This is a genomic window from Nocardia sp. FDAARGOS_372 (genome assembly GCF_002554515.1).
Classification (GTDB): Bacteria; Actinomycetota; Actinomycetes; order Mycobacteriales; family Mycobacteriaceae; genus Nocardia; species Nocardia farcinica.
The window spans coordinates 2,639,944-2,661,938 of record NZ_PDDW01000001.1 but is presented as its reverse complement, the minus strand read 5'-3'; the positions used below and the strand labels follow the sequence as shown (position 1 = coordinate 2,661,938).

Below are 21,995 nucleotides of genomic sequence, written 5' to 3'. Positions count from 1 at the left end.
GGTGACCCGGGAGCATTCCCGCCCGGACGCCGGTGCGACGTCCGGGCGGGCGCTCACGACCGGACGTCCTGGCCCGCGCGTGGGATCCAGCCCGGCCGGCTGAGCAGGTAGCGGACCATGCGGGGTGGAATCGTCAAGGCAGCCGCGATCTCGTCGTGATCGGCCGGCAACTGCGTCCGGATGCTGTGGTGTGCACCGGATTTCACCTTGTCGACCCATTCGGGGTCGATGAGCGCGGCGCGTCCGACGGCGACCAGATCCGCACCCGCCGCCATCGCGTCCTCGGCGTCGTCGAGAGTCCGTATCCCCCCGCTGGCGACCACGGCGCTCCGTCCGCCGACGGCCGCCGCGATGGCGGGAATCGGGTTGCGGGATTCCACCGCCGCTCGGGGCTTCGTCCAGTCCCGGTCCTCCGGCTGTGGGGAGTTCCTGCGAAAGTCGTCCATGGAGATGTGCACGTAGTCCACATCCTCGGCCAGGCGGTGGGCCAGGTGCGCGGCGTCGTCCAGCGTGTACCCGCCGGGTTCGGACTCGAACGGCGTGACCCGAAAACCCAGGGTGATTTCGCGCCCGATCGCCGCGCGCACCGTTCGAGCCACCGCGAGCGGAAAGCGCATGCGCTCGTCGAGCCCGCCGCCCCACCGATCGGTGCGCCGGTTGGCGCGCGGGGAGAAGAACTGGTGGATCAGATAGTGATTCGCGCCGTGGATCTCGATGCCGTCGAATCCTGCTGCCACACCGAGCGCTGCGGCGCGGCCGAATGCCTCGAGCAGTTCGGGGATCTCGTCGCCGGCCAGTTCTCTCGGCACCGTGGCATCGGGGCGCAGGGAGGGAACCGCCGACGGGCCGCGGATTCCCGCGAAGCCGACGAGATCCGGGATCGCGATGCGGCCGCCGTCGTAGATCTGCAGGATGCCGAGCCCGCCGGTGCCCCGCATCGCGCGGGCGACGGCGGTGAGACTGGTGAGATGTTCCGCGCCGGTGGCGCCGATGCCCTGCCACGCCCGGCCGTCCTCGTGTATGTACGCGCACGAGGTGATGGCGGCACCGAACTCGGTGGCGCCCCGCCGGGCCAGATAGCTCAATTCGTCGTCGGTGACCGAGCCGTCGGGATTGGAGGCGTTGGTGGTCATCGGTGCGAGGACGAATCTGTTTCGCAGTATCGCGCCGGATCGGAGGCGGAGGGGCGCCCAGGGGTCTGGGTGATCGCGCACGGTGACAGCTCCTGTGGGTAGGGGGACGAGACGATGGTCAGGCCAGCGGCGCTGGCGTCGGGCGGACCGCGTAGGACAGGGCGATCGATCGACCTGTCCGCGGATCGCCCAGTTCCACGCTCCAGCCGGCGCTGAACTGGTCGACCTCGGGCCGCATCGGGATGGTGCCGGACATCAGCACGGTCCCGGGTTCGAACAAGCCACGCGAACGCAGGTCCTCGATCCAGTACTGGGGCGTCAGCAACTCGGCGAGGGTCCCCTGTTGAATGACGGTCGGCTCCCCGTCGACCAGCACCGACCCCGTGAGCGTGAGCTCATCGATGTGGTCGGCGACGTCGTCGAGATGCCAGGCCGTGCGGGCGAGTACATCGGGCGCCGCCTGCTTGCTCCAGCCCACGCCATGCTGTTCCAGGAGCCGGTCGGTGTGATCGCAGGCCGCGGTGATCAGCAGGTCACCGGGTTCGTCGCCTGCCACCACCAGCGCCCATTCGGCCTCGCCGGACGTGCGCTCGTGCTGCACGGGCACCTCATCGATCTGCATCGCCAGATACGGGGCCAGGGGGAAGAAGCAGGGGGTACGGCTGGGGCCCGGCACACCGAGTTCGGCGAGCTCGGCGATGTGCGCGGCGACGTCGGCCTGGCTGCGTCCGGCATAGCCGGCGTTGAGCAGGGTCCGAACCGGGACGGTGCGCTGTCGCCCGTCGGGCAGCTCGAAGATCAAAGAAGACATGGGGTTTGAGGTTCCTTACTCTGGTGGACGATGCCGGCGGTCAGCGGGGCAGATGCCGTTGCCACCGGGCTTCCTGGGTCAGCTTGGCCACGCTCGCGGCGACCGCGCGGATGGCGGGAGCGGCATCGGCAGGCCGGAAACGGTGGACAGGACCGGAGATCGACAGGGCCGCGACCACGCCTCCCGACCAACTCCGGATCGGGGCCGCGACGCAGGTGAGCCCGGGCTTGGTCTCCTGCCGGTCGTAGGCGATGCCGGTGTGGCGGATCGCGGCGAGTTCCCGGGCCAACTGGGTCGGCGAGGCGACGCTGGAGGAGGTGGCGGGGCGCAACCGGTCGGAGGCCCTGGCCACCACCTCGTCCCCGCTGAACGCCAGCAGCGCCTTGCCGACCGCGGTGTTGGCCGCGGGCAGCCGGGCGCCCACACAGGCCGGCGAGCTGACGGCCTGGTGACCGTGGATCTGGTCGACATACCGCACGTCGTTGCCGACGAGCACGCACAGGTTCACGGTTTCGTGGGTCATCTCGTACAGATCCAGCAGATGGGGCAGCGCGATGCGGCGCAGATCTTGACTGTCGGGCTGGGCGGTGAGCGCGGCGAGTTCCGTCAACCGGGCACCCGGTGAGTACTCGGTGCCGCGTTTGGTGACCATTTCCCAGTCGACCAGCACCGCCAGCAAGCGGTGAGCGGTGGATTTGAGCAGCTGGGCGCGCCGTGCGATCTCCGAGACCCCCATGGCGGGGTGGTGTGGGGAGAAGCAGCTCAACAGCGCCAGTGCTTTGGCTGCCGAGCTGGACGAGTCCGGCTCGGGCTGGTGACGGACTGCGATCGAGGGCACGCGGGTTCCGGTGTGGGCGGCGCCTCCGGTGCGGGCCGATACGCCCGTGGTGCTCATGGTCATGGTTACCTCTCGATGACCGACGCGGGCCACGACGCGGCCCGCGGTGGGCGGAAGGGGGACCGGGGTCGTCGCCGCACGGGAGACCGCCGTGCCCGCCGGGGGCGCCGCCCGGCGGAACACGACCCACTCCGGAGTCCCGCGGGGCTGAACTGGGCTGACAGTTCACGGGAGACCGGTGCTCCGGGTGTGCGGGGTGCGGATCGCGACCCGTGCACGACGCTATCGGCCGTATGTGCCGGGTCACCACGGGAGAACTACCGAGTGACTACCTATTCACGAACAGATGAACACCGCGCGGCACGTCGGCCCGGCGTCAGCACGTCAGGCCGACCGAGCCGAGATGGGTGAAGTGGGCGCCGAGGGTGGATCCCCGTGGCGCCGCGACGGCGTCGGTCATCCCGCCGGTCATCACGATCCAGCCCGCCTCGATGGCGTGACCCCGCTCGGCCAGGACGTTCGCGGCCATGGCCAGCGCCTCGGCCGGGTGCCCCTGGACAGCCGCACCGACTCCGGTCGCCACCACACCGCCGTCGACCTCGAGCAGGCACGCCTCCAGCGGCAGATTCAGCGCCGTCGGGTCCGCGCCGACCGCCCCCGTGACGAAGTACGCGGCCGACGCGTTGTCGGCGATCACCTCCGGCAGTGTGAATCGGAAATCGCGGTACCTGCTGTCGATGATCTCGACACTGGCGAACACACGGTCGACGGCCGCCAGCGCCGTGGCCGCCGTGACCCCCGGCCCGGCGAGCCTGCGGCCCATGACGAAGGTGATCTCGGGTTCTACGCGGGGGTGGATCAAGAGGTCCTGGGGGAGCGGCGTGCCGGTCGGTAACACCATGGCGTCGGTGAGCCAGGCGGTCAGCGGCGCGGAGACCCCCATCTGACGTTGTTTGGCCGCGGAGGTGAGTCCGAGTTTGATGCCGACGATGGATTCGCCGCGCTCGATCCGTCGACTGAGCGCCTCGTCCTGGACGCGGTAGGCCATCGCGGTGTCCAGCGCCGGGTACTCGTCGACGAGTGGACTGAGCGCGGTGCGTTCGGCCTGTGCGCGCAGCAGTCGGCTCGCCAGTGTGTCCACCGTCGACGCGGTGTCGTCGCTGCGGTCGGCGACCGCGGGTTGTCCGGTCATTGTCGGCTCCTCACGCCTGTGTTCTCGGTCGTGTTCACCCTGACCGCGCCCATGGCGCGGGAGGAACGTTCGCGGTCCGGCCTGCGGAACGGCCCGGCCGTTCGCTCGTGTGCCGGGCGGCGGTTTGCCGACCAGTGGAACGACGAGATTGCCGTGTTCGCGTCGCAGCGCCGAATGTGCTCTCCCGAGAACAGCTCGAGGGAAAGGGAATCCGTTCATGGCCACACTCACGATCGATGGTGTCGAGGTCTACTACGAGCAGCACGGGACGGGGGAGGAGGTGTTGCTGGTCCACGGCGCCGCGGCGTCCGGGCGCTGGTTCGGCGATCTGATCCCGCGACTGGCCGCGGAATACCGTGTGATCGTGCCCGATCTCCGGGGACTGGGGCGTAGTCAGCGGGTCGCGCCACTGGAACGCCCGCAGGTGTGGGTGGAGGACATGTGGCGGCTGCTCGACGAGCTGGGGCTCGACCGCGTCCACGTCTGCGGTGTCTCACTCGGGTCGCGTATCGCCGGTCGCCTGGCACTCGATCATCCGGCCCGGGTCCGAACCCTGACCGTGGATGCCCCCATCGTCGGGTTGAGCAGTAGCGGGAACGCTTCTCTCAACACGGTTTTCACCGCGGTCGACCCCGAGAGCGCGCAAGCGAGGGAATGGCGGGAACTGCACGGCGAGGATTGGCGGGCGGCCGTGGACTTCTATGCCGAGACCCGCCGCACCCCGGCCTTCCAGGATTTCTACACGTTGCGCCCCCGGTTGTCCGAGATCACCGTGCCCACCTTGGTGTGCCGTGGTGATCTCGACGACGAGATCCATCCCGTGGATGACGCCTTCGTCTGGCACAAGCAGGCGCCGCACACCCAGCTGTTCATCGCGCCCGGGCTGACACAGTCGTCGGTCATGCTCGAGCGTGCCGAACAGTTTGTCACCGAGTTCGTGGCGTTCCAACAGCGGTGCGCCGTGGATGCCGCGGCATGAGCCGGGTGCTGCTCACCGGCTTCGGCGCGTACGGCGAGGAGCGCGACAACCCGAGCGGCTGGATCGCACGGCGGCTCGATGGCATCCGGGTGGACGGCGCGCGGGTCGCCGGACGTGTGCTTCCGGTCGATACCGAAGGTGTTCGGTCCGCGCTGGTCGCGGCGATCGACGAGGTGGGGCCGGAGATCGTGCTCGTGACCGGCGTCGCGCCGGGGCGCCCGAGCCCCGCGGTCGAGCGGGTGGCGATCAACGTGCGCGACTTCCCGGTGCCGGACATCAACGGACACACCCCGATCGACCTGCCTGTCGAACCCGGCGGGCCGGAGGCGTACCTGAGCACCCTGCCGATCAAGGCGATTGTGGACGGCTGGCGCGCGGCGGGCATCCCCTCCTACGTCTCGAACACGGCGGGCACCTACCTGTGCAACCAGACCTTCTACCTCGCCAGGCATCTGTGTGCCGCCCGCGCGGGCATGGTGCACATCCCCGCGACCCCGGCGCGGGCGGCCGTCGCCGGCACGCCTCCGCCGCCGTCGATGTCACCGGCCGATCTCGAGGAGGCGGTGCGGCTGGCGATCGCGATCACGGTCGGCCATCGCGGGCCGGATCTCCCGGTCGCCGGTGGTGCCATCAGTTGATCCCGAGGACACCGATATGACCATCCCGACAGAGCAATCCACCGGCCGGACAGTGGAGGTAGACGGGGCCACTGTCCACTACCACGACCTCGGGTCCGGCCCGCCGCTGGTCCTTCAGCCGGCGTTCGGGCCACTGCCCGGTACGACGGCGTGGCTCACCTACCACCGGGTGCTCCCGGCACTTGCCGCCCGGCACCGCTGCATCCTGGTGGACTATCCGAATTTCGGCCGGAGCGCGCCGCGGGAGTTCCACGAGCCGGTGCACGACCTCTACGTCCGCAACACCCTTGCGTTGCTGGACGAGCTGGCGCTGGATGCGGTGACGGTGGTCGGTGTGTCCACCGGAGGCACGGTGGCACTGGATCTGGCGATCACCGCGCCCGACCGCGTCGAGCGGCTCGTGGTCGGTGGATGCAGCGCGTCGACGGGCGGCGATCCGTTCCTGCTCACCCCGGCGCCGACAGAGGTCGGTCGACTGTTCGACGAATGTCAGACGGGACCGGCCGACCCGGACCGCATCGCGCGGCTGTTGCGCGCCATCGTCCACGACCCCGGACACATCGACGCGGCACTCGTCGAGCGGATGTACCGGTGGCGGCTGCGCGAACCCGTGCACGCGGACACGTGGGCGCGGTCGACAATCGTGCCGCGCAGCAACCTCGCCGCGCTGGCCGCGATCACCGTTCCGACGTTGATCGTGCATGGACGTTCCGACCGGATGGTTCCGCTCGAAGGGGCGCTGATGTTGTTGGGCCGGCTGTCCGACGCCGACCTCGTCGTGCTGAACAACTGCGGACATTGGCCGCCGTTCGAGCGCCCGGGAGCGTTCGTCGCCGCGGTGCGCGCGTTCCTGGGCGACGAGGCCGGCAACGTTCCGGCAGATGGATCGGCGTCGTTGTCCGGGCCGTGAACGACCGCCAAGCTGCTCACACCATTGCCGGAATCGGCATCTCGATCTCCGGTCGATTCACCAGGAAGGCAACACCGAACATGACTGAAGTTGTCGGGCTCGGCTACGTGGGCCTACGCGCGACGGACCTGGACGCGTGGCGCACCTACGGCACCGAGATCCTCGGCCTGCAGGACGTCTCCGGCGTCGAGGGAGCCGATGAGGAGACAGTGCTGCTGCGGGCCGACGAGCGCGGTTGGCGGTTCGCCATCCACCGCGGGGAGTCGGGCGGGGCGGCCTACATCGGGTGGGAGGTTCCCGATCGAAGGGCGCTGGATGCCTTGGCGGCGCGATTGGCCGCGGCGGGTGTCGCCGTCGAGGAGGACAGCCGGTGCGCCGCCGCGCGTGGGGTCGAGGGGCTGCTGCGCGGTACGGATCCCGACGGCCACCGGCTAGAGTTCTTCTACGGCGCGCGCGTGCCGAAGCGCCCGTTCCTCTCGCCGCGCGGAGTCCGCTTCGTCACCGGTGATCTCGGCCTGGGGCATGTGTTCTTCTTCGTCACCGATCTGGCCGCGGCCAAACGGTTCTATCTCGACGTGCTGGGGTTCCGTCTCAGCGACACCATCGAATTCCACGGCAGGAAGGTCCATTTCCTGCACGTCAACCCCCGTCACCACAGCCTCGCCTTCGTGGAGAACCCGGACCTCGCCCCAGCCCTGGGGCATTTCATGCTCGAGGTGGACGACATCGACGACGTCGGTCGGGCGCTGGACGAGGTGCACGCCCACGAGGTCACGCTGACCGAGACGCTCGGTCGGCACACCAACGACCTGGCGATCTCGTTCTTCATGAAGAACCCGTCCGGTTCCGAGGTCGAGTACGGATACGACGGCAGGCTCGTCGACGACGCCACCTGGCGTGTGTCCAATTACGACGCGACCAGTCTGTGGGGCCACCATCGTGATTGATCGCCACCCGCCCCGCCGCATCCCGCTCGCCACGCCCTCGGAGGCGGTCCGATGACCGAAACCTATGTGGTGGTCGGCGCGAGCCTGGCCGGCGCCCGCGCCGCCGAGACGCTGCGGTCCGAGGGCTTCGACGGACGGATCGTCCTCGTCGGCGGTGAGCATCACCTGCCCTACGACCGCCCGCCGCTGTCGAAGGAGGTGCTGTTGGGCCGGAAGGAAGCGGACGACACGCGCATTCACCCCGCGGGGTTCTACTCCGAGAACGACATCGAGCTGCTGCTCGGTGTCCGGATGACACGACTCGACCCGGGGGAGCGCCGCGTCGAGTTGGACGGCGGAGCCGCGATCCGTGCCGACAAGGTGCTGCTGTGCACCGGCACGACACCGCGCCGGCCGGACATCCCTGGGCTCGAACTCGACGGCGTCCATTTCCTGCGCACCGTCGGAGATGCGCTCGCCATCCGCGAGGGGCTGCGCGTGGGTGGATCGGTCGTCGTCATCGGGGGTGGCCTGATCGGCATGGAGCTCGCCGCGTCCGCCGTGGCGATGGGCAACGAGGTGACGGTGCTGGAACGGGAGTCCGGCCTGCTGCGCCGAGTGCTCGGTGTGCGGATCGGAGATCGCCTGGCACGCTGGCACTCCGAACGGGGGGTGCACATCCGCGCCGGCGCCGAGGTGGTCGAGTTGTCCGGCCGGGACCGGGTGCGCCGGGTTCACACGTCCGACGGTGACAGCATCGCCGCCGATCTCGTCGTCATCGGCATCGGGGTGGTGCCCGCCGTCGCCGCGGTCGCCGACTCCGGCCTCCGGATCGACAACGGAATCGTCGTCGACGGGTACTGCCGGACATCGATCCCCGAGGTCTACGCCGCGGGCGATGTCGCCTGTCGGGTCGGCGAGCGTGCCGGTCGTCCGGTCCGGGTCGAGCATTGGCAGAACGCCCAGAACCAGGGCATGGCCGCCGCCCGCGCGATGCTCGGCAACCGGGAGCCCTATCACGAGGTGCCGTGGTTCTGGTCCGACCAGGGCGAGACGAACATCCAAGTCGCCGGGCACACCGACCCGGGCGACGAGGTGGTGTGGCGCGGTGACCCGGAATCGATGGAGTTCACGGCGTTCCACCTACGCGACGGCGTGCTCACCGGCGTGATCGGCGTGAATCGCCGTCGCGAGGTGCGCATGGCCATGACCCTGATCGACCAACAGGTACGCGCCGATCCGGCGTTGCTCGCCGACACGTCGGTGGACCTGCGCGGCGTCGGCGCGGCCGCGGCGCGTGCGCACGGCACGTAGCGATCGAGAGGAAAGACGAATGACAACGACAGAGCAGTCGGAGAATCTGGTCCGCGTGTGTGCGGTCGACGAGCTGGCCCCGGGGAATGTCACCCGGGTCGACACCAATCCGCCGATCGCGGTCTACAACATCGACGGCGAGTTCTACGCGACAGCGGACTGGTGCTCGCACGACAAATCATCGTTGGCGGACGAAGGTTTCATCGAGAACGGCCAGATCGAATGCGGCTGGCATTTCGCGAAATTCTGTATCAAGACCGGTGCGGTGACGGCGCCGCCGGCAACCGAGCCGCTTGCCAAATACGCTGTGCGGGTGGTCGACGGCGCGGTGTTCGTCGCCGTCACCGGCTGATCCACGTTCCGACGCACAGAACATCCGCGTCGACAGTGCGCGGACCCGCTGCTTAGCTGGATACACAAAAACTTTCGAGAATTCGAGCAAAAACGGAGGGAGATGATCGTGTCCGTCGACGCTGATTATCTGCGATCATTGGTGAATTGGGAGGAAGGCAGAATCGGTCCCGAGATCTTCGTCAGCGACGAGATCTACAAGGTGGAGCAGGAGCGAATCTTCGGTCGCAGCTGGCTGTTCCTCGCCCACGACAGCATGATTCCCGACCCACACGACTTCTTTGCGACCTACATGGGCGGCGACCCGGTCCTGGTGGTCCGGCAGCCCGACGGCAGCGTGCGCGCCTTCCTGAATGTCTGCAGGCATCGGGGCATGCGTGTGTGCCGGGCCGAGGAGGGCAACACCCGCTCGTTCATGTGTACCTACCACGGCTGGACCTACGACAGCGCGGGCAGGCTGGTGGGCGTCCCGAACCTGGAGGACGCCTACTACGACAAGCTGTCGCTGGCCGACAACGGGCTGATCCAGGTCGCGCAGGTCGACTCCTACAAGGGCCTGATCTTCGGGAACTTCGATCCGACCGCACCGCCGCTGCACGAATATCTCGGAGCCCTGAAGTTCTACATCGACGGGTGGGTCGATCACGCCGAAGGTGGAATCGAAGTGCTGCCCGGCGCCATCAAGTGGACGATCAACGCGAACTGGAAGCTGGCCGCCGAGCAGTTCGCGGGCGACACCTACCACGCCACCACGAGCCACCTGTCGTCGCTGTTGTCGTTCGGTCCCGGCTTCGACGCCAAGGACGGCGCGCACGTGTCCCTGCGTGAGGGCCACGGTGAGAGCTTCCTGTTCGAGCGGCACACCCGTTTCGCCGACGATCCCCTCGGCCAGTACAACGAGCGAAAGCGCCGGATCGCACGCGAGCGGGTGGGTGACCGAGCCGACATGGTCGCCAATTTCAACGCCTTCCCGAACTTCGCCGGGCTGCCCGGCTCGGCCAACCTGCGGGTGTGGCATCCGAAGGGGCCGACCAAATTCGAGATCTGGTCGTTCACGGTGGTCGAGAAGGACGCGCCGGAGGAAGCGAAACGCGCGCAACAGATCTCGGCATCGTTCACCGAAGGCGCCGCCGGAGTCGTCGAGACCGACGACGGGGAGAACTGGGGCATGATCGGTGGCGTCCTCGAGCAGGGTTACCAGGCACGCAAGATGGCGTGGAACTACGAGATGGGACTGGGTACCGGGCGCGAGCACCCGGATTTCCCCGGCGAGTACTACGACTCGTTCTTCGGTGAAGCGGGCCAGCGTGGCTTCTATCGGCGGTGGTTGGAATTCATGACCACCGAGGCGTGGCCCGAGATTCCACCGGAGGAGCGAAGTGGCGAGACGCCCGCCACCGCCGCGGTGAACGAGGCGGGGGTGGCACGGTGACCGTCGATCAGATCCTCGCGCCGGACGCCGCCGTGGAACTCGAGAAGGTGCTGTTGCAACACCGCGTCGAGCAGTTCCTCTACCACGAGGCGCTGCTGCTGGACCGGTGGCGATGGAGCAGCTGGCTGGAACTGTTCACCGAAGACGTCCTGTACTGGATGCCGGTGCGCAAGAACCGGTTGCGCCGCCAGCGCGATCAGGACGAGGTGCCCGAAGGCATTGAAATGGCGCATTTCTACGATGATTTCGAGTCGCTGCGGATGCGGGTGAACCAGATGCACTCGGGAACCCACTGGGCCGAGGATCCGCCCTCGCGATGCCGGCACCTGGTGACCAACGTGATCGTCACCCCCCGCACCGACGACGGGGCGCGGTCGGCCGCGGAGCTCGACGTCTCGTGCAACTTCGTGCTCTACCGCAACCGGCTCGAGACCGAGACCGACATCTGGGCGGGCGAGCGGCGTGACGTCCTACGCGTCGACGGAACGAGTTTCAAGATTGCCAAGCGCACGATCCTGCTGGATCAGAACGTCGTGCAGTCGAAGAACCTGAGCGTGCTGTTCTAGCGCGTCGGAGAGGGAGATGGATTGCCATGGTAGCAACCGATACGGATCGCTCCGCCGACCTGGCGCTGCATGACGTACTGATCGACCGCGCTCGCGAATTGGCACCGAGGATCCGTGAGCGGGCCGCTCGCACCGAAGCCGAACGTGCGGTCCCCCGCGAATCGATCGAGGAGATCATCACGGCCGGGCTGGGTGGTCGCATCCTGGCACCACGCCGCTACGGCGGGGACGAACTGTCGCTCGACACCATGTACGCGGTGGCCGTCGAGATCGGGCGGGCGTGCGCCTCGACCGCCTGGTGTGCGGCGTTGCTACCGCACGACGCGCATATGGTCGGTTTCTTCCCCAGGGTCGCCCAGGAAGCGGTGTGGGCGGACGGGCCCGATACCTGTATCGCCGCCTCGCTCGCGCCCGCGGCTCAGGTCCAGAAGGTGGACGGCGGGTACCGGCTCACGGGCAGGCACGGCTTCGCCAGCGGTGTCGATCACGCCTCGTGGGTGATCGTCAGCGGGCTCATCAAGGACGGCGGGCGCGCGTCGAACCATCATTTCCTGGTGCGCCCGGGCGACTACCTCGTGGAGGACGACTGGTACGCGGCAGGTATGCGGGGAACGGGCAGCAAGACGATCGTCGTCGAGGACATCTTCGTGCCCGACGGATTTGTAGTGCCCGCCGCGGCCCTGGTCGCCGGGGAAGGGCCGGGCAGCGAGATCAATCAGGGTCCGCTCTACAGTCAGCCGCTGGCGCTGCACGCCGGGCTCACCTTCCTCGGCCCGATGATGGGCACCGCCTGCGACGCCTACGAGCATTTCGTGGCCTGGGCCCGCGGCCGGGCGCAGACCGCCGGTTCGGAGGTCGTCCAAGAGGCCGTCGCGCGGTCCTCCGCGGACCTGGAACTGGCTGAGCTTGCCATCCAGCAGGTCTTGGACGCCGCTCGGGCACCCGGACGGTTGGAACTGGCCGACCGAGCCCAGATCCTGCGCGACTACAACCGCGCCGCGGAACTGCTGACGGCCTCGGTCGACCGGCTCTTCGCGCTGAGCGGGACGTCCGGGTTCAAGGACAGCAGCCCGATGCAGCAGAAGTGGCGCGACATCCACATGATGGCCAGCCACGTTTCCTTCACCCGCGCGAACTTCCAGCACTACGGCAGGATCGCGCTCGGTCTGGAGCGCGACCCGAAGCTGGTCGTCTACTGAGGACGGGCACGTCCTCGAATCACCCTTGTCTCCCGGAAAGTAGTGGATCCATGGCGGCTGTCAGCCAACTCAGTTATGTCGTCGGGACGTCCAGCGATGTCTCGGCATGGAAACAATATGCGACGGAGGTGCTCGGACTGGAGGTTTCGCGCGACAGTTCTGACAGCCTGCTCTACATCCGAGCCGATGACCGGCACCACCGACTCGGTGTTCGGGCCGGCCATGACGACGATGTCGCCTACGTGGGCTGGGACGTGGCTTCCAAGAGCGCTCTCGACGCTGCGGCGGCACGACTGGATGCCGCGGGCGTCGCGGTCACCGCGGGCTCGGCCGCTGAGGCGGCCGACCGTCGGGTGATGGAGTTCGTCTACTTCATCTGCCCCTATTCCGGGGTGCGGATGGAGCTGGTGCTCGGGCACGAGAAACTGTTCCTGCCGAAATTCCGGCCCACGCGCGACATCGCCGGGTTCAACACCGGTGACATGGGAATGGGGCACGTCGTCCTCTATGCCTCCGACATCGCTGGTGCAGCCGAATTCTATTCGCACGTACTGGGTTTCGGTGTCAGCGACTTCGCGCACATTCCCGAGGTCGGGCCGTTCGCGGTGTTCCTGCACTGCAACGCGCGGCACCACTCGCTGGCGTTCATGAACATCCCCACGGCTACCCGCCGCATCCAGCACGTGATGTTCGAGACGGTCAGCATCGACGACGTCGGGGTCAGCTACGACCTGTGCGCCGAGCGTGGCATCACCTCGACCTCGACCGGGCGTCATCAGAACGACCACGTCTTCTCGTTCTACTTCGGCAACCCCTCGGGGTGGCATTTCGAGTACGGCTGGGGACCGCGGATGGTCGACCCCGAGACGTGGACGACCGAGAACTACGTTCTCGGATCGGGTTTCGCCTGGGGTCATCACGGCCTGATGAAGATGGTGTGAGGACGATGCCGACCACCTCACCGTTCGTCGTCGGACTCGGCGGAACGTTGCGGCCGGCGTCGTCGACCGAAACCGCGCTACGCCTGGCTCTCGACGCGGCGCAGGCCAACGGCGCCCGCACCGCCGTGTTCGGCGGCGGAGCGCTCGCGCGCCTGCCGATGTACGACCCGGACCGGCCGCCGGGTGACGAGGCGCGACAGTTGATCGAGGCGTTGCGCAGGGCGGACGGAGTGATCATCGCCTCGCCCGGATACCACGGCTCGGTCTCCGGTCTCGTGAAGAACGCACTGGACTACGTCGAGGAACTGCGGGACGACGGTAAACCGTATCTGTCGGGTCGCGCGGTCGGCTGTGTCAGCACGGCGTACGGCTGGCAGGCGGCGGTGACCACACTCCAGACGTTGCGCAGCATCGTGCATGCCCTGCGCGGCTGGCCCACACCATTGGGTGCCGCGATCAATTCCGCGGCGACCCGGATCACCTACGGGCAGCCGCCTGCGGAGCCTGTCGCCTTCCAACTGCGCACGGTCGGCCGAGAGGTATGCGCCATGAGCGCCGCGTATTCGACCGCCGAAGCCGGCACGATCGGGAATCCGGAATAGCGGTCCGGCCCGGAAGATCGCCTCGGCCTCCGAGAAATCGGATGCCGAGGCGAATTCTGCTGTCAGGCATCCTCGAATATCGCGAAGTGTTTTCCCGCGGTGAGCCCGCCGTCGACTGCGAGAACCGCGCCGGTGATATAACTCGCGTCGTCGGAGGCCAGGAAAACCGCCGGTCGTGCGATTTCCTCGGGTTCGGCGAAACGTCGCATGGGGCAGAGTTCGTCGATCATCGCCTCGTGGCCGGGGACCCGTTCGAGGTAGTCGCGTATGCGGGGCGTCATCGTGCTCCCGGGGCATACGGCGTTGACGCGGATACGGTCCGCCGCGTAGTCCATCGCCATGTTCTTCGTGAGCAGCAGCACCCCTCCTTTCGCCGCGCTGTAGGCCGCGCAGCGGTTCTCGGCGAGCAGGCCCGCGGTGGAGGAGATGTTGACGATGCTGCCGCCGCCGGCCCGGCGGAGCTCGGGAACGACCAGCTTGGAACAGCGATACACCGAGGTCATGTTGAGGTCGATCATCCGGTACCAATCGCTGTCGGTCATCTCGTCCACGCGCCGGGGCAGACTGCCGCCCGCCACGTTGAACAGCGCATCCACCCGCCCGAACGCGTCGAGGGCGGTGCTGAGCATCGCGGGAATCGCATCCGGATCGGTGACGTCGACGCCGACCGCGGCTGCTCGGCCACCGAGCAGGCCGACTCGCCGAGCCGTCGCCTCGGCGGCCGCCGGGTCGAGGTCCACCGCCACCACCGTGCCGCCCCGGCCCGCCCATTCGAGGGCGATCGCGCTGCCGATTCCCGCGCCCGCGGCCGTGATCAATGCGGTGCGCCCCGCCAAGGGTGAACCAGTAGTCGTGGATTTCATGTCAATCGAACCTTTCCGGCATGCGGCACAATATATTTCGGACCATTCGGGGTTGACCCGGACGGAATAGAACCATAGAATTTCCGGCATCGGCACCGAAATGTTCCGTGTGCCGGAATCATCAGGGCGGCTTCGTTCGTGGTCTCCGCACCCGACCTGCGGCGCCCGTCAGCACATCGATGTGGAGGCCACGCATGGCGCACGTCACCGAAATGGCAGAAGCAGTCGAGTACGAAAGGGTGCGTGCGGCGATCGCCGCGAAATTCACCAATCCGCTCGATCTGCCGAAAGAGATATTCTCCGACGAACTCGTCTATCGGCAGGAGTTGGAGCGGATCTTCTACGGTCCCTACTGGCACCCGGTCGCCCACCGCGCCGAACTGCCCGAGGCCAACAGCTTCAAGACGACCTGGCTCGGTGAGATACCCGTGATCGTCAGCCGCGGGGCTCAGGACCGGATCAGGGCGTTCGTGAACACGTGCACCCACCGTGGCACGCTGCTCGAGCAGCGTGCGACCGGCGTGGCGACCGAGTTCCAGTGCCCGTACCACCGGTGGCTGTTCAACAGCGACGGCGAGTTCTGCGGCGCGCCCGGCGAGCGGGAGTTCCGGTCGGATTTCGACCGGAAGGACTACGGGCTGCCGGAACTGCGGGTCGCCGAACTGGCGGGGCTGATCTTCGTGACCCGGCACCCGGACACCCCGCTGCTGGAGGCATTCCTCGGTGAGTGCGCCGAGCCGGTCCGCGACTGCCTGCTCGACGACGGCAACCTCACCCTGCTGGGGTACCAGAAGGTCGTCTACCAGGCGAACTGGAAGACCTACTTCGACAATGACTTCTACCACGCGCCGTTGTTGCACACCGGGTTCCGCATCCTCGGATGGCAGGGCGGTAAAGGCGATGTGCGGATCACCCAGCCGGTCGGACACTTCTCGGTGGGGTATCAGAGCACGCCGTACGTCGACAACGGCTACCTCGCGGATCCCAGCGTCGTGCAGTTCCGCGGCGACGACGACCGCGCCAGAGTCGTCGCGCTACGACCGGTCACGGTGATGACCAAGCACGTCGACACCATCAATGTGCGTTTCGCGCGGCCACGCGGCGTCGATCGGACCGAGGTCGACTACGCGTTCTTCGGCCATGTCGACGACACCGAGGAGTATCGCGAGCACCGGGTTCGCCAGGCTTCGAACCTCCTGGGGCCCAGCGGATTCATCACCATCGAGGATGCCGCGGTCTTCAACCGACAGCAGCGGACGGCACGTGACGGCACGCTGGCGCGTTTCGTCAAAGGCGTGGACGGCCGCCCCGAGGACGCCACCCAGAACGACGAGATCGGCAACACCGTCGGCTGGGCCTACTACCGGAAGGTGATGGGTTTTGATCACTGAGACCGACCAGGAGATCCGGGCCGTCGACGAGTTGCTCGGCCGGTACAACGACGTGCTGGACGAACAGGACTGGGAGCAGTGGCCGGACCTGTTCGCCACCGAATGCTCCTACACCGTGCACACTCTCGACAATCTGCGTCGCGGACTACCACTGGCGTATATGTACGACGACAACCGCGCTCGCGTGCTCGACCGGGTGAAGTTCATCACCGAGGTCTGGGCCGGGACGATCGAGCCGTACCGTACCCGCCACGTCACCCAGCGGACCCGGGCGATCCGCCTCGACGCCGACAGGTGGAGCGTCCGGGCGAACTTCCAGGTGAGCTATACCGAAAACGACGCTCTCGCGGGGCTGCTCGCCGCCGGCTATTACGAGGACGTCATCGATCTGTCGGCCGGCCGGCCGCTCTTCGCCGAGCGGTCGGTTCGCCTGGACAGTATGCCGGCGCGATACCTGGTCTATCCGCTGTAGGTTCCCCCCGCGATCGCGGGGTCCTCCTTCCCCGGTGGCTGCGGGGCGTTCGTCCAGCGCCCCGCAGCCGACCCCCGGAACTCCCCGTCGGCGCCGATCCGAACGCCGCTCCTTCTGCACTGATCCGACGGACGGGGGCGTCGATCCGCGCCCCGGTACGGACGGGCTCCCGTGCGACCCACCGGTACGGGTCGCAGCGGAACTCGCGACCCCGCGGCGATGTGCGCCGCGGCTTCCGTGGCTCCGCCGAGCAGGCGGTATCCGGCGTACGCCACCGCGGTCAAGCCGAGCACCGACGCGGCCGGAACCGCCGTCGCACCATCCCTCGCGGGCCTCGTGACCTGCCCTTTCGCCGACTTGTCCAAGTCGTGCAGTGAAGTTGTCCACGATGCGCACATACGGCGCAGTGGCTCGTGACACATTCTTTGCCCACCGTGATCCACCGCACAGGCAGGAATGTTCATGAACAGCGCTTCACCTGCTGGTTCGACCAGTGCTCTGCACGCTCCTCAGCTCATCGCGAACAGCCGGATGCTCTACCTGGTGTGGCTGCCGGCCGACCCGGAGGCCGTGGCGAAGCTGGTGCCCGCCGGGCTGACGCCGCGCGAGGACCGGGCCTGCTATCTCAACCAGTACGTCGTCGACGACCCGATGCAGACCTCCAACGGCGCGGCCGCGGTCGACTCCTTCGGGGCCTATTCGCTCACCTATCTCGGGGTCGACCTGGCCGATCTCGACACCGAGGCGGGTGTGCCCGCGCGCTGGTGGACGCACTACTTCAACAGCTCCGAGGCGATGAACCGCTATGCCGCCGAACGCGGCGTGCCGGCCTCGGGTGGGCACACCGAGCTGACGGTGACCGAGACGGGGGTCGTGGCCACCACCTTCCTGGACGGCACGCCGACCATTCGCACGACCGCGCGGTTCGACGCGGGTCCGACGGTCCGGTCGACGGGGCAGTTGCGCTACGTCACCCGCGATGCGGAGGGGTTCGTCAGCGGGCGGTATCCGTTCGTCGCGGAGATGATGCCCGGTTTCACCGTCGAATCGCTCGAGTTCCTCGACCCCACCCACGACGTCTACGCGTTGCGTCCGGCTGATCCGCTGACCGTGACATTCGGCTTCTACTCGCCCGACATCACCTTCTGCTACCCGGGCGGGGAAGGTCCGCTGGGTAGCAGGCACGGCCGCTGAGACCGCGAATCCGTTTCCACCCCCGAGTATTTCGAGAGGACAACCCGATGGCACTACTCGATCGCAGCGCCTGGTACGACCTGGCCAGGACCACGGAATGGACCCCGACCTACATCTCGGCCGAGGAGCTGTTCCCGCCGGAGATGAGCGGCGGTGCGGGGATTCCGGACGAGGCCTGGGCCACCTACGACGAGCCCTACAAGGTCTCCTACCGCGAGTACGTCGACGTCCAGCGGCAGAAGGACGCCGGGGCGTACTCGGTGAAGGCGGCGCTCGAGCGCAACGACCTGTACAACAAGGCCGACGCGGGCTGGATCTCCATCCTCAAAGAGCATTACGCGGCGGTCGCGCTCGTGGAATACGGTGCCGCACTCCAGGAATCGCGGTTCGTGCGCTGGTCGAAGGCGCCCGGCATGCGCAACATGGCCACCTTCGGGATGTTGGACGAGATGCGGCACGGCCAGATCCAGCTGTACTTCCCGCACGAGTACATCAACAAGGATCGCCAGTTCGACTGGTCGCACCAGACGATGTGGACCAACAACTGGGTGGCCCTGGGCGCCCGGCACTACTTCGACGACATCATGATGACCCGCGACGCGGTGGAGACCTCGATCTACGCCAACTTCGCGTTCGAGACCGGTTTCACCAACCTGCAGTTCATCGGCCTGTCCGGTGACGCGGCCAACGCGGGCGACTACACCTTCTCCAAGCTGATCCAGAGCATCCAGTCCGACGAGGCCAGGCATGCCCAGCTGGGCACGCCGCTGTTGCAGATGCTGATCGAGCACGGCCAGGTGGAGAAGGCGCAGAACCACATCGACGTCTCGTTCTGGCGGTCCTACCGGCTGTTCACCATCCTGTCGGGCATCCCGATGGACTACTACGTGCCGCTGGACGTGCGCGAGAGCTCCTTCAAGGAGTTCATGCAGGAGTGGATCGTCACCCAGTTCATCAAGTCGATCGAGGATCTCGGCCTGCGCAAGCCGTGGTACTGGGACATCTTCCTGCGCGATCTCGACGAGCACCACCACGGACAGCACCTGGGCACCTACTCGTGGCGGCCCACGCTGTGGTGGCATCCGGCCGCCGGGGTGAGCCCGGAAGAGCGGGACTGGCTGGAGGAGAAGTACCCCGGCTGGAACGACACGTTCGGCAAGGTCTGGGACGTCATGATCGACAACTTCGTCAGCGGCCGCACGGACAAGACGATTCCCGGCACGTTGCCGATCACCTGCAACGTCTCGCAGCTGCCGATCGTGGGCACCCCGGGCAAGAGCCTGCGCGACCACAGCATCGTGTACGAGGGCCGCAAGTACCACTTCGCCTCCGAGGTGGACAAGTGGATCTTCGAGCAGGACCCGAATCGCTACAAGCACCACAAGAGCCTCATCGACCGGTTCCTCGGCGGCGAGATCCAGCCCGCCACGCTCGAGGGCGTCCTGGAGTACATGGGCCTCGGGGTGGTGAGCGAGGGCGGCGAGGACGCCCACGGCTACGCCTGGCTCGACCACTACCGCACCAGCCTGCCCGCGGCCGGCTGAGCAGACCGATCGCCCAAGGAGAACCCATGGCCCTGTTTCCCATTTCCTCGAAGTTCGACGGCGATTTCGTGCTGAAGCTCGTCGCCGTGGACAGCGAGAACACCATCGACGAAGTCGCCGCGGCCGCTGCCGAGCATTCGGTGGGCATCCACGTCGCCGACCAGCCGGGCAAGGTCATCCGCGCCCGCGCCGAAGGCGCCACCGAGCCGTTTCCCCGGGACATGAAGCTGTCCGAGACCGGGCTCGAACCGACCGACACCGTCGAGTTCTACTTCAGCGAGGTTTAGATGACCACCGAATCCACCGCCGCGGGCCCCATCGCCGACCCGGTCGGCCCGGTCGTGCAGGCGGGCGAGATCGCCGAGGCCGTCGCCGAGGCCGCCCGCATCGACAACGAGGGCAAACGCGTCGACATCCGCAACCGCGGCTCGTATGTGCGGGTCGAGGTCGACGGCGGCGAGTGCGTGCTGCACCGGGCCACGATCGAGGAACAGCTCGGGCGGCCGTTCCAGATGCGTGAGCTCGAAGTGAGCATGCCGTCCTTCGTCGGACGTATCGAAACCGGCACCGAGCGGGTCCGGTTCTATCTCGCCACCCACGCCACCGCCCGCAAGGAGGAATCCGCATGACCACCTCGATGCGCCCGCTGAAGACCTGGAGCCATCTGGCCGCGCGCAGGCGGCGCCCCAGCGAATACGAGATCGTCTCCACCAAGCTGCACTGGCACCTGCGCGACAAGGAACAGCCCTGGGACGTCGCGCACGAAGGGCACATGGCCGAGTGGTACCGGCGCTACCGCAACGGCAGCCCGATCCAGCACTCGGACTGGGACGCCTTCCGCGATCCGGACGAGCTCGTCTACCGCTCCTACAACATCCTGCAGGACGGCCAGGAGAACTACGTCGAGGGTCTGCTGGACCAGCACAACAAGGAGGAACACGACAAGAGCCTCGACACCGAGTGGGTGATGTGCCTGGCCAAGCTGTACGCGCCGGGCCGGTATCTGCTGCACACGGTCCAGATGGCCAGCGCGTACCTGGTGCACATGGCCCCGGCCAGCACGATCAGCAACTGCGCGGCGTTTCAGGCCGCCGACCAGCTGCGCTGGCTCTCGCACACCGCCTACCGCACCGCCGAACTGGCCCAGTCGCATCCCTCGCTCGGGCTCGGCGCCGCCGAACGGGCGCACTGGGAGGAGTTGCCCGCCTGGCAGCGGTTCCGGGAGCTGACCGAGTGCGTGCTCGCCACCCGGGACTGGGCGGAGTCGTTCGTCGCGCTCAACCTGGTCACCAAGCCCGCCATCGACGAGGCGTTCTACCGGCAGCAGGCGATCAGCGCCCGCCGCCACGGCGACACCCTGTTCGCGCTGCTGGCCGAGGCGGCGCTGCGCGACAGCGAGCGGTCCCGGCGCTGGTCGATCGAACTGGTCCGGCACATGGCCGAGAACCCGGACAACGTTCCGGTGCTGCACAAGTGGCTGGACCGGTGGGTGCCGCTGGGCGATGCCGCCATCGACGCCTTCTGCAGCGAGCTGCCGGACAACCCGGAGGCCACCGCGACCGCGATCGCCGCCTGCCGCGCCTTCCGCAACCAGCTGCCGCTCGGGGGCTGAGATGCGCTGTTCGGAGCAGACCGCGGGCGTGGCGGCCGTGCCCGGTGACGGCCTGCCCGTCACCGTGCGTACCGCCGCGGGTGCGGAGTTCCCGTGCCCGGAGGGCGACACCGTGCTGCGTGCCGCGCTCCGGGCGGGCGTCGCGGCCGGCTACGAGTGCAACAGCGGTGGCTGCGGCACCTGCAAGTTCGTGCTCCGCGACGGAGAGGTCGAGCAGCTGGACCCGAACCCGCCCGGATTGAGCGAACGCGACCGCCGCAAGGGCAAGTTGCTCGCCTGCCGGTCCGTGCCGCGCACCGACTGCGTGGTCGACCTGCCCGCTCGCGGCGACTGGCCCGCCGGGCACGCGCGGCCGCGCCGGCGCACCGTCGTGGTGACCGCGGTGCGGGAGCTGACCCACGACCTGCGCGAGATCACCTTCCTGGCCGACGATCCCGCCGATTTCCTGCCGGGGCAGTTCGCCATGCTGGCCCCGGAGACCGGTGCCGGCGCGGGGGCACCTCGGGAACGGGCCTACTCGATGTCGAATCTGCCGAATCCGCACGGGCTCTGGCAGTTCCAGATCAAGCGGGTGCCGGGCGGGCGGGTCTCGCCGCAGCTGGTGGACCGGCTCGGCGTGGGCGACCGCATCAGCCTGGACGGGCCGTACGGGCACGCGCACCTGCAGCCGACCGAGCGCGACGTGGTCTGCATCGCCGGCGGATCGGGGCTGGCGCCGATGGTGTCGATCGCGCGGGGGCTGGCCGCCCGCCCGGACGCCGCCGATCGCCGCCTGCACTTCTTCTACGGCGGGCGTCGGGAAATCGACCTGTGCGCCCGGGAATTCGTCGACGAGGTGGCCGCGCGACTGCGGCATGCCGCGCTGGCGGAGGCGATCTCCGAGGAGCCCACCGCGGGCTGGTCGGGGTCGCGGGGCTTCGTCCACGAACTCGTCGCGGCCTACGACCTGCCGACCCTGGCCGAGCACGAGATCTACGTGGCGGGACCGCCGGTGATGACCGACGCGGTCGTCCGCCACCTCGTCCTGGAACGGCGGGTTCCCGCCGAACGCGTTCATTTCGATCGATTCTTCTGAGGATCGGATTCA

General features: G+C 67.9%; 24 protein-coding genes. 19 read left to right on the top strand and 5 right to left on the bottom strand.

Annotated features, from left to right (window positions below):
- Positions 1–53: 53 nt before the first annotated feature.
- From CRM89_RS12800 to CRM89_RS12785, 4 genes are all read right to left on the bottom strand, one after another.
- Entirely contained in the window at positions 54–1,214 is a 1,161-nt protein-coding gene (locus CRM89_RS12800) for an alpha-hydroxy-acid oxidizing protein (RefSeq protein ID WP_098084086.1), read from the bottom strand.
- A gap of 37 nt (positions 1,215–1,251) precedes the next feature.
- Entirely contained in the window at positions 1,252–1,944 is a 693-nt protein-coding gene (locus tag CRM89_RS12795) for a DUF2848 domain-containing protein (protein WP_098084085.1), read from the bottom strand.
- 40 nt (positions 1,945–1,984) lie between these two features.
- The gene (locus tag CRM89_RS12790) at positions 1,985–2,839 is read right to left on the bottom strand and encodes an IclR family transcriptional regulator (protein ID WP_253805091.1); all 855 of its coding nucleotides are present in this window, start codon (positions 2,837–2,839) and stop codon (positions 1,985–1,987) included.
- A 319-nt stretch (positions 2,840–3,158) separates the two neighbouring features.
- Positions 3,159–3,974 carry a 2-keto-4-pentenoate hydratase gene (locus CRM89_RS12785; RefSeq protein WP_212734980.1) on the bottom strand — a complete coding sequence of 272 codons (816 nt, stop codon included), beginning with the start codon at positions 3,972–3,974 and terminating at the stop codon, positions 3,159–3,161.
- Between the two features lie 217 nt (positions 3,975–4,191).
- On the opposite strand from CRM89_RS12785, the gene CRM89_RS12780 reads away from it, so the two are divergent.
- The 11 genes from CRM89_RS12780 to CRM89_RS12730 all read left to right on the top strand — a co-directional run bounded on the left by CRM89_RS12780 (position 4,192) and on the right by CRM89_RS12730 (position 13,832).
- On the top strand, positions 4,192–4,953 hold the full coding sequence (locus CRM89_RS12780; protein ID WP_060589989.1) for an alpha/beta fold hydrolase: 762 nt from the start codon (positions 4,192–4,194) through the stop codon (positions 4,951–4,953).
- On the top strand, positions 4,950–5,591 hold the full coding sequence (locus tag CRM89_RS12775) for a peptidase C15 (RefSeq protein WP_060589990.1): 642 nt from the start codon (positions 4,950–4,952) through the stop codon (positions 5,589–5,591). The genes CRM89_RS12780 and CRM89_RS12775 overlap by 4 nt, the downstream gene beginning before the upstream one ends.
- A gap of 16 nt (positions 5,592–5,607) precedes the next feature.
- Positions 5,608–6,501 (top strand): alpha/beta fold hydrolase, encoded by an 894-nt coding sequence (locus CRM89_RS12770; protein ID WP_098084083.1) that lies wholly within the window; start codon positions 5,608–5,610, stop codon positions 6,499–6,501.
- A gap of 80 nt (positions 6,502–6,581) precedes the next feature.
- Positions 6,582–7,448, top strand: coding sequence for a VOC family protein (locus CRM89_RS12765; protein ID WP_098084082.1), 867 nt, complete (start codon positions 6,582–6,584; stop codon positions 7,446–7,448).
- Between the two features lie 51 nt (positions 7,449–7,499).
- Positions 7,500–8,741: an NAD(P)/FAD-dependent oxidoreductase gene (locus CRM89_RS12760; RefSeq protein WP_060589994.1), complete on the top strand. Its 1,242-nt coding sequence runs from the start codon at positions 7,500–7,502 to the stop codon at positions 8,739–8,741.
- Between the two features lie 55 nt (positions 8,742–8,796).
- Positions 8,797–9,093 carry a non-heme iron oxygenase ferredoxin subunit gene (locus CRM89_RS12755; protein ID WP_229434708.1) on the top strand — a complete coding sequence of 99 codons (297 nt, stop codon included), beginning with the start codon at positions 8,797–8,799 and terminating at the stop codon, positions 9,091–9,093.
- A gap of 102 nt (positions 9,094–9,195) precedes the next feature.
- Positions 9,196–10,524, top strand: coding sequence for an aromatic ring-hydroxylating dioxygenase subunit alpha (locus tag CRM89_RS12750; protein ID WP_098084081.1), 1,329 nt, complete (start codon positions 9,196–9,198; stop codon positions 10,522–10,524).
- Positions 10,521–11,090, top strand: a complete 570-nt coding sequence (locus CRM89_RS12745; protein WP_076573855.1) for a 3-phenylpropionate/cinnamic acid dioxygenase subunit beta — start codon at positions 10,521–10,523, stop codon at positions 11,088–11,090. Before CRM89_RS12750 ends, CRM89_RS12745 begins: the two co-directional genes overlap by 4 nt.
- 26 nt (positions 11,091–11,116) lie before the next feature.
- Positions 11,117–12,289, top strand: coding sequence for an acyl-CoA dehydrogenase family protein (locus tag CRM89_RS12740; protein WP_060589999.1), 1,173 nt, complete (start codon positions 11,117–11,119; stop codon positions 12,287–12,289).
- A 50-nt stretch (positions 12,290–12,339) separates the two neighbouring features.
- On the top strand, positions 12,340–13,230 hold the full coding sequence (locus CRM89_RS12735; RefSeq protein WP_060590002.1) for a VOC family protein: 891 nt from the start codon (positions 12,340–12,342) through the stop codon (positions 13,228–13,230).
- 5 nt (positions 13,231–13,235) lie between these two features.
- Positions 13,236–13,832 carry an NADPH-dependent FMN reductase gene (locus CRM89_RS12730; protein ID WP_060590004.1) on the top strand — a complete coding sequence of 199 codons (597 nt, stop codon included), beginning with the start codon at positions 13,236–13,238 and terminating at the stop codon, positions 13,830–13,832.
- Positions 13,833–13,894: 62 nt separating this feature from the next.
- Here the strand turns inward: CRM89_RS12730 and CRM89_RS12725 are convergent, their stop codons facing one another.
- Positions 13,895–14,785: an SDR family NAD(P)-dependent oxidoreductase gene (locus CRM89_RS12725; protein ID WP_228821955.1), complete on the bottom strand. Its 891-nt coding sequence runs from the start codon at positions 14,783–14,785 to the stop codon at positions 13,895–13,897.
- A gap of 122 nt (positions 14,786–14,907) precedes the next feature.
- Here CRM89_RS12725 and CRM89_RS12720 point away from each other — a divergent pair, with 122 nt between their 5' ends.
- The 8 genes from CRM89_RS12720 to CRM89_RS12685 all read left to right on the top strand — a co-directional run bounded on the left by CRM89_RS12720 (position 14,908) and on the right by CRM89_RS12685 (position 21,983).
- Entirely contained in the window at positions 14,908–16,086 is a 1,179-nt protein-coding gene (locus CRM89_RS12720) for an aromatic ring-hydroxylating dioxygenase subunit alpha (RefSeq protein WP_098086976.1), read from the top strand.
- Complete coding sequence (locus CRM89_RS12715) at positions 16,076–16,558, top strand: aromatic-ring-hydroxylating dioxygenase subunit beta (RefSeq protein ID WP_098084080.1); 483 nt, start codon at positions 16,076–16,078, stop codon at positions 16,556–16,558. Before CRM89_RS12720 ends, CRM89_RS12715 begins: the two co-directional genes overlap by 11 nt.
- A gap of 462 nt (positions 16,559–17,020) precedes the next feature.
- Positions 17,021–17,752, top strand: coding sequence for a hypothetical protein (locus CRM89_RS12710; protein WP_098086975.1), 732 nt, complete (start codon positions 17,021–17,023; stop codon positions 17,750–17,752).
- A 47-nt stretch (positions 17,753–17,799) separates the two neighbouring features.
- On the top strand, positions 17,800–19,296 hold the full coding sequence (locus tag CRM89_RS12705; RefSeq protein ID WP_060590011.1) for a YHS domain-containing protein: 1,497 nt from the start codon (positions 17,800–17,802) through the stop codon (positions 19,294–19,296).
- Positions 19,297–19,322: 26 nt separating this feature from the next.
- A complete protein-coding gene (locus CRM89_RS12700; RefSeq protein ID WP_060590012.1) occupies positions 19,323–19,583 on the top strand; it encodes a toluene-4-monooxygenase system B family protein in 261 nt (86 codons plus the stop codon).
- The gene (locus CRM89_RS12695; RefSeq protein WP_060590014.1) at positions 19,584–19,925 is read left to right on the top strand and encodes an MmoB/DmpM family protein; all 342 of its coding nucleotides are present in this window, start codon (positions 19,584–19,586) and stop codon (positions 19,923–19,925) included.
- Positions 19,922–20,908, top strand: coding sequence for a toluene monooxygenase (locus CRM89_RS12690; RefSeq protein WP_060590016.1), 987 nt, complete (start codon positions 19,922–19,924; stop codon positions 20,906–20,908). The genes CRM89_RS12695 and CRM89_RS12690 overlap by 4 nt, the downstream gene beginning before the upstream one ends.
- A 1-nt stretch (position 20,909) precedes the next feature.
- On the top strand, positions 20,910–21,983 hold the full coding sequence (locus CRM89_RS12685) for a 2Fe-2S iron-sulfur cluster-binding protein (RefSeq protein ID WP_098084079.1): 1,074 nt from the start codon (positions 20,910–20,912) through the stop codon (positions 21,981–21,983).
- Positions 21,984–21,995 lie beyond the last annotated feature (12 nt).

Excerpts from the sequence above, each read along its gene's own strand:
- CRM89_RS12730 (WP_060590004.1), top strand. The coding sequence starts at position 13,236 with ATGCCGACCACCTCACCGTTCGTCGTCGGACTCGGCGGAACGTTGCGG.
- CRM89_RS12735 (WP_060590002.1), top strand. The coding sequence starts at position 12,340 with ATGGCGGCTGTCAGCCAACTCAGTTATGTCGTCGGGACGTCCAGCGAT.
- CRM89_RS12725 (WP_228821955.1), bottom strand. The coding sequence starts at position 14,785 with ATGCCGGAAATTCTATGGTTCTATTCCGTCCGGGTCAACCCCGAATGG.
- CRM89_RS12765 (WP_098084082.1), top strand. The coding sequence starts at position 6,582 with ATGACTGAAGTTGTCGGGCTCGGCTACGTGGGCCTACGCGCGACGGAC.
- CRM89_RS12770 (WP_098084083.1), top strand. The coding sequence starts at position 5,608 with ATGACCATCCCGACAGAGCAATCCACCGGCCGGACAGTGGAGGTAGAC.
- CRM89_RS12750 (WP_098084081.1), top strand. The coding sequence starts at position 9,196 with ATGATCGTGTCCGTCGACGCTGATTATCTGCGATCATTGGTGAATTGG.
- CRM89_RS12700 (WP_060590012.1), top strand. The coding sequence starts at position 19,323 with ATGGCCCTGTTTCCCATTTCCTCGAAGTTCGACGGCGATTTCGTGCTG.
- CRM89_RS12690 (WP_060590016.1), top strand. The coding sequence starts at position 19,922 with ATGACCACCTCGATGCGCCCGCTGAAGACCTGGAGCCATCTGGCCGCG.
- CRM89_RS12795 (WP_098084085.1), bottom strand. The coding sequence starts at position 1,944 with ATGTCTTCTTTGATCTTCGAGCTGCCCGACGGGCGACAGCGCACCGTC.
- CRM89_RS12785 (WP_212734980.1), bottom strand. The coding sequence starts at position 3,974 with ATGACCGGACAACCCGCGGTCGCCGACCGCAGCGACGACACCGCGTCG.
- CRM89_RS12790 (WP_253805091.1), bottom strand. The coding sequence starts at position 2,839 with ATGAGCACCACGGGCGTATCGGCCCGCACCGGAGGCGCCGCCCACACC.
- CRM89_RS12775 (WP_060589990.1), top strand. The coding sequence starts at position 4,950 with ATGAGCCGGGTGCTGCTCACCGGCTTCGGCGCGTACGGCGAGGAGCGC.
- CRM89_RS12760 (WP_060589994.1), top strand. The coding sequence starts at position 7,500 with ATGACCGAAACCTATGTGGTGGTCGGCGCGAGCCTGGCCGGCGCCCGC.
- CRM89_RS12685 (WP_098084079.1), top strand. The coding sequence starts at position 20,910 with ATGCGCTGTTCGGAGCAGACCGCGGGCGTGGCGGCCGTGCCCGGTGAC.
- CRM89_RS12710 (WP_098086975.1), top strand. The coding sequence starts at position 17,021 with ATGAACAGCGCTTCACCTGCTGGTTCGACCAGTGCTCTGCACGCTCCT.
- CRM89_RS12705 (WP_060590011.1), top strand. The coding sequence starts at position 17,800 with ATGGCACTACTCGATCGCAGCGCCTGGTACGACCTGGCCAGGACCACG.
- CRM89_RS12740 (WP_060589999.1), top strand. The coding sequence starts at position 11,117 with ATGGTAGCAACCGATACGGATCGCTCCGCCGACCTGGCGCTGCATGAC.
- CRM89_RS12720 (WP_098086976.1), top strand. The coding sequence starts at position 14,908 with ATGGCAGAAGCAGTCGAGTACGAAAGGGTGCGTGCGGCGATCGCCGCG.
- CRM89_RS12780 (WP_060589989.1), top strand. The coding sequence starts at position 4,192 with ATGGCCACACTCACGATCGATGGTGTCGAGGTCTACTACGAGCAGCAC.
- CRM89_RS12695 (WP_060590014.1), top strand. The coding sequence starts at position 19,584 with ATGACCACCGAATCCACCGCCGCGGGCCCCATCGCCGACCCGGTCGGC.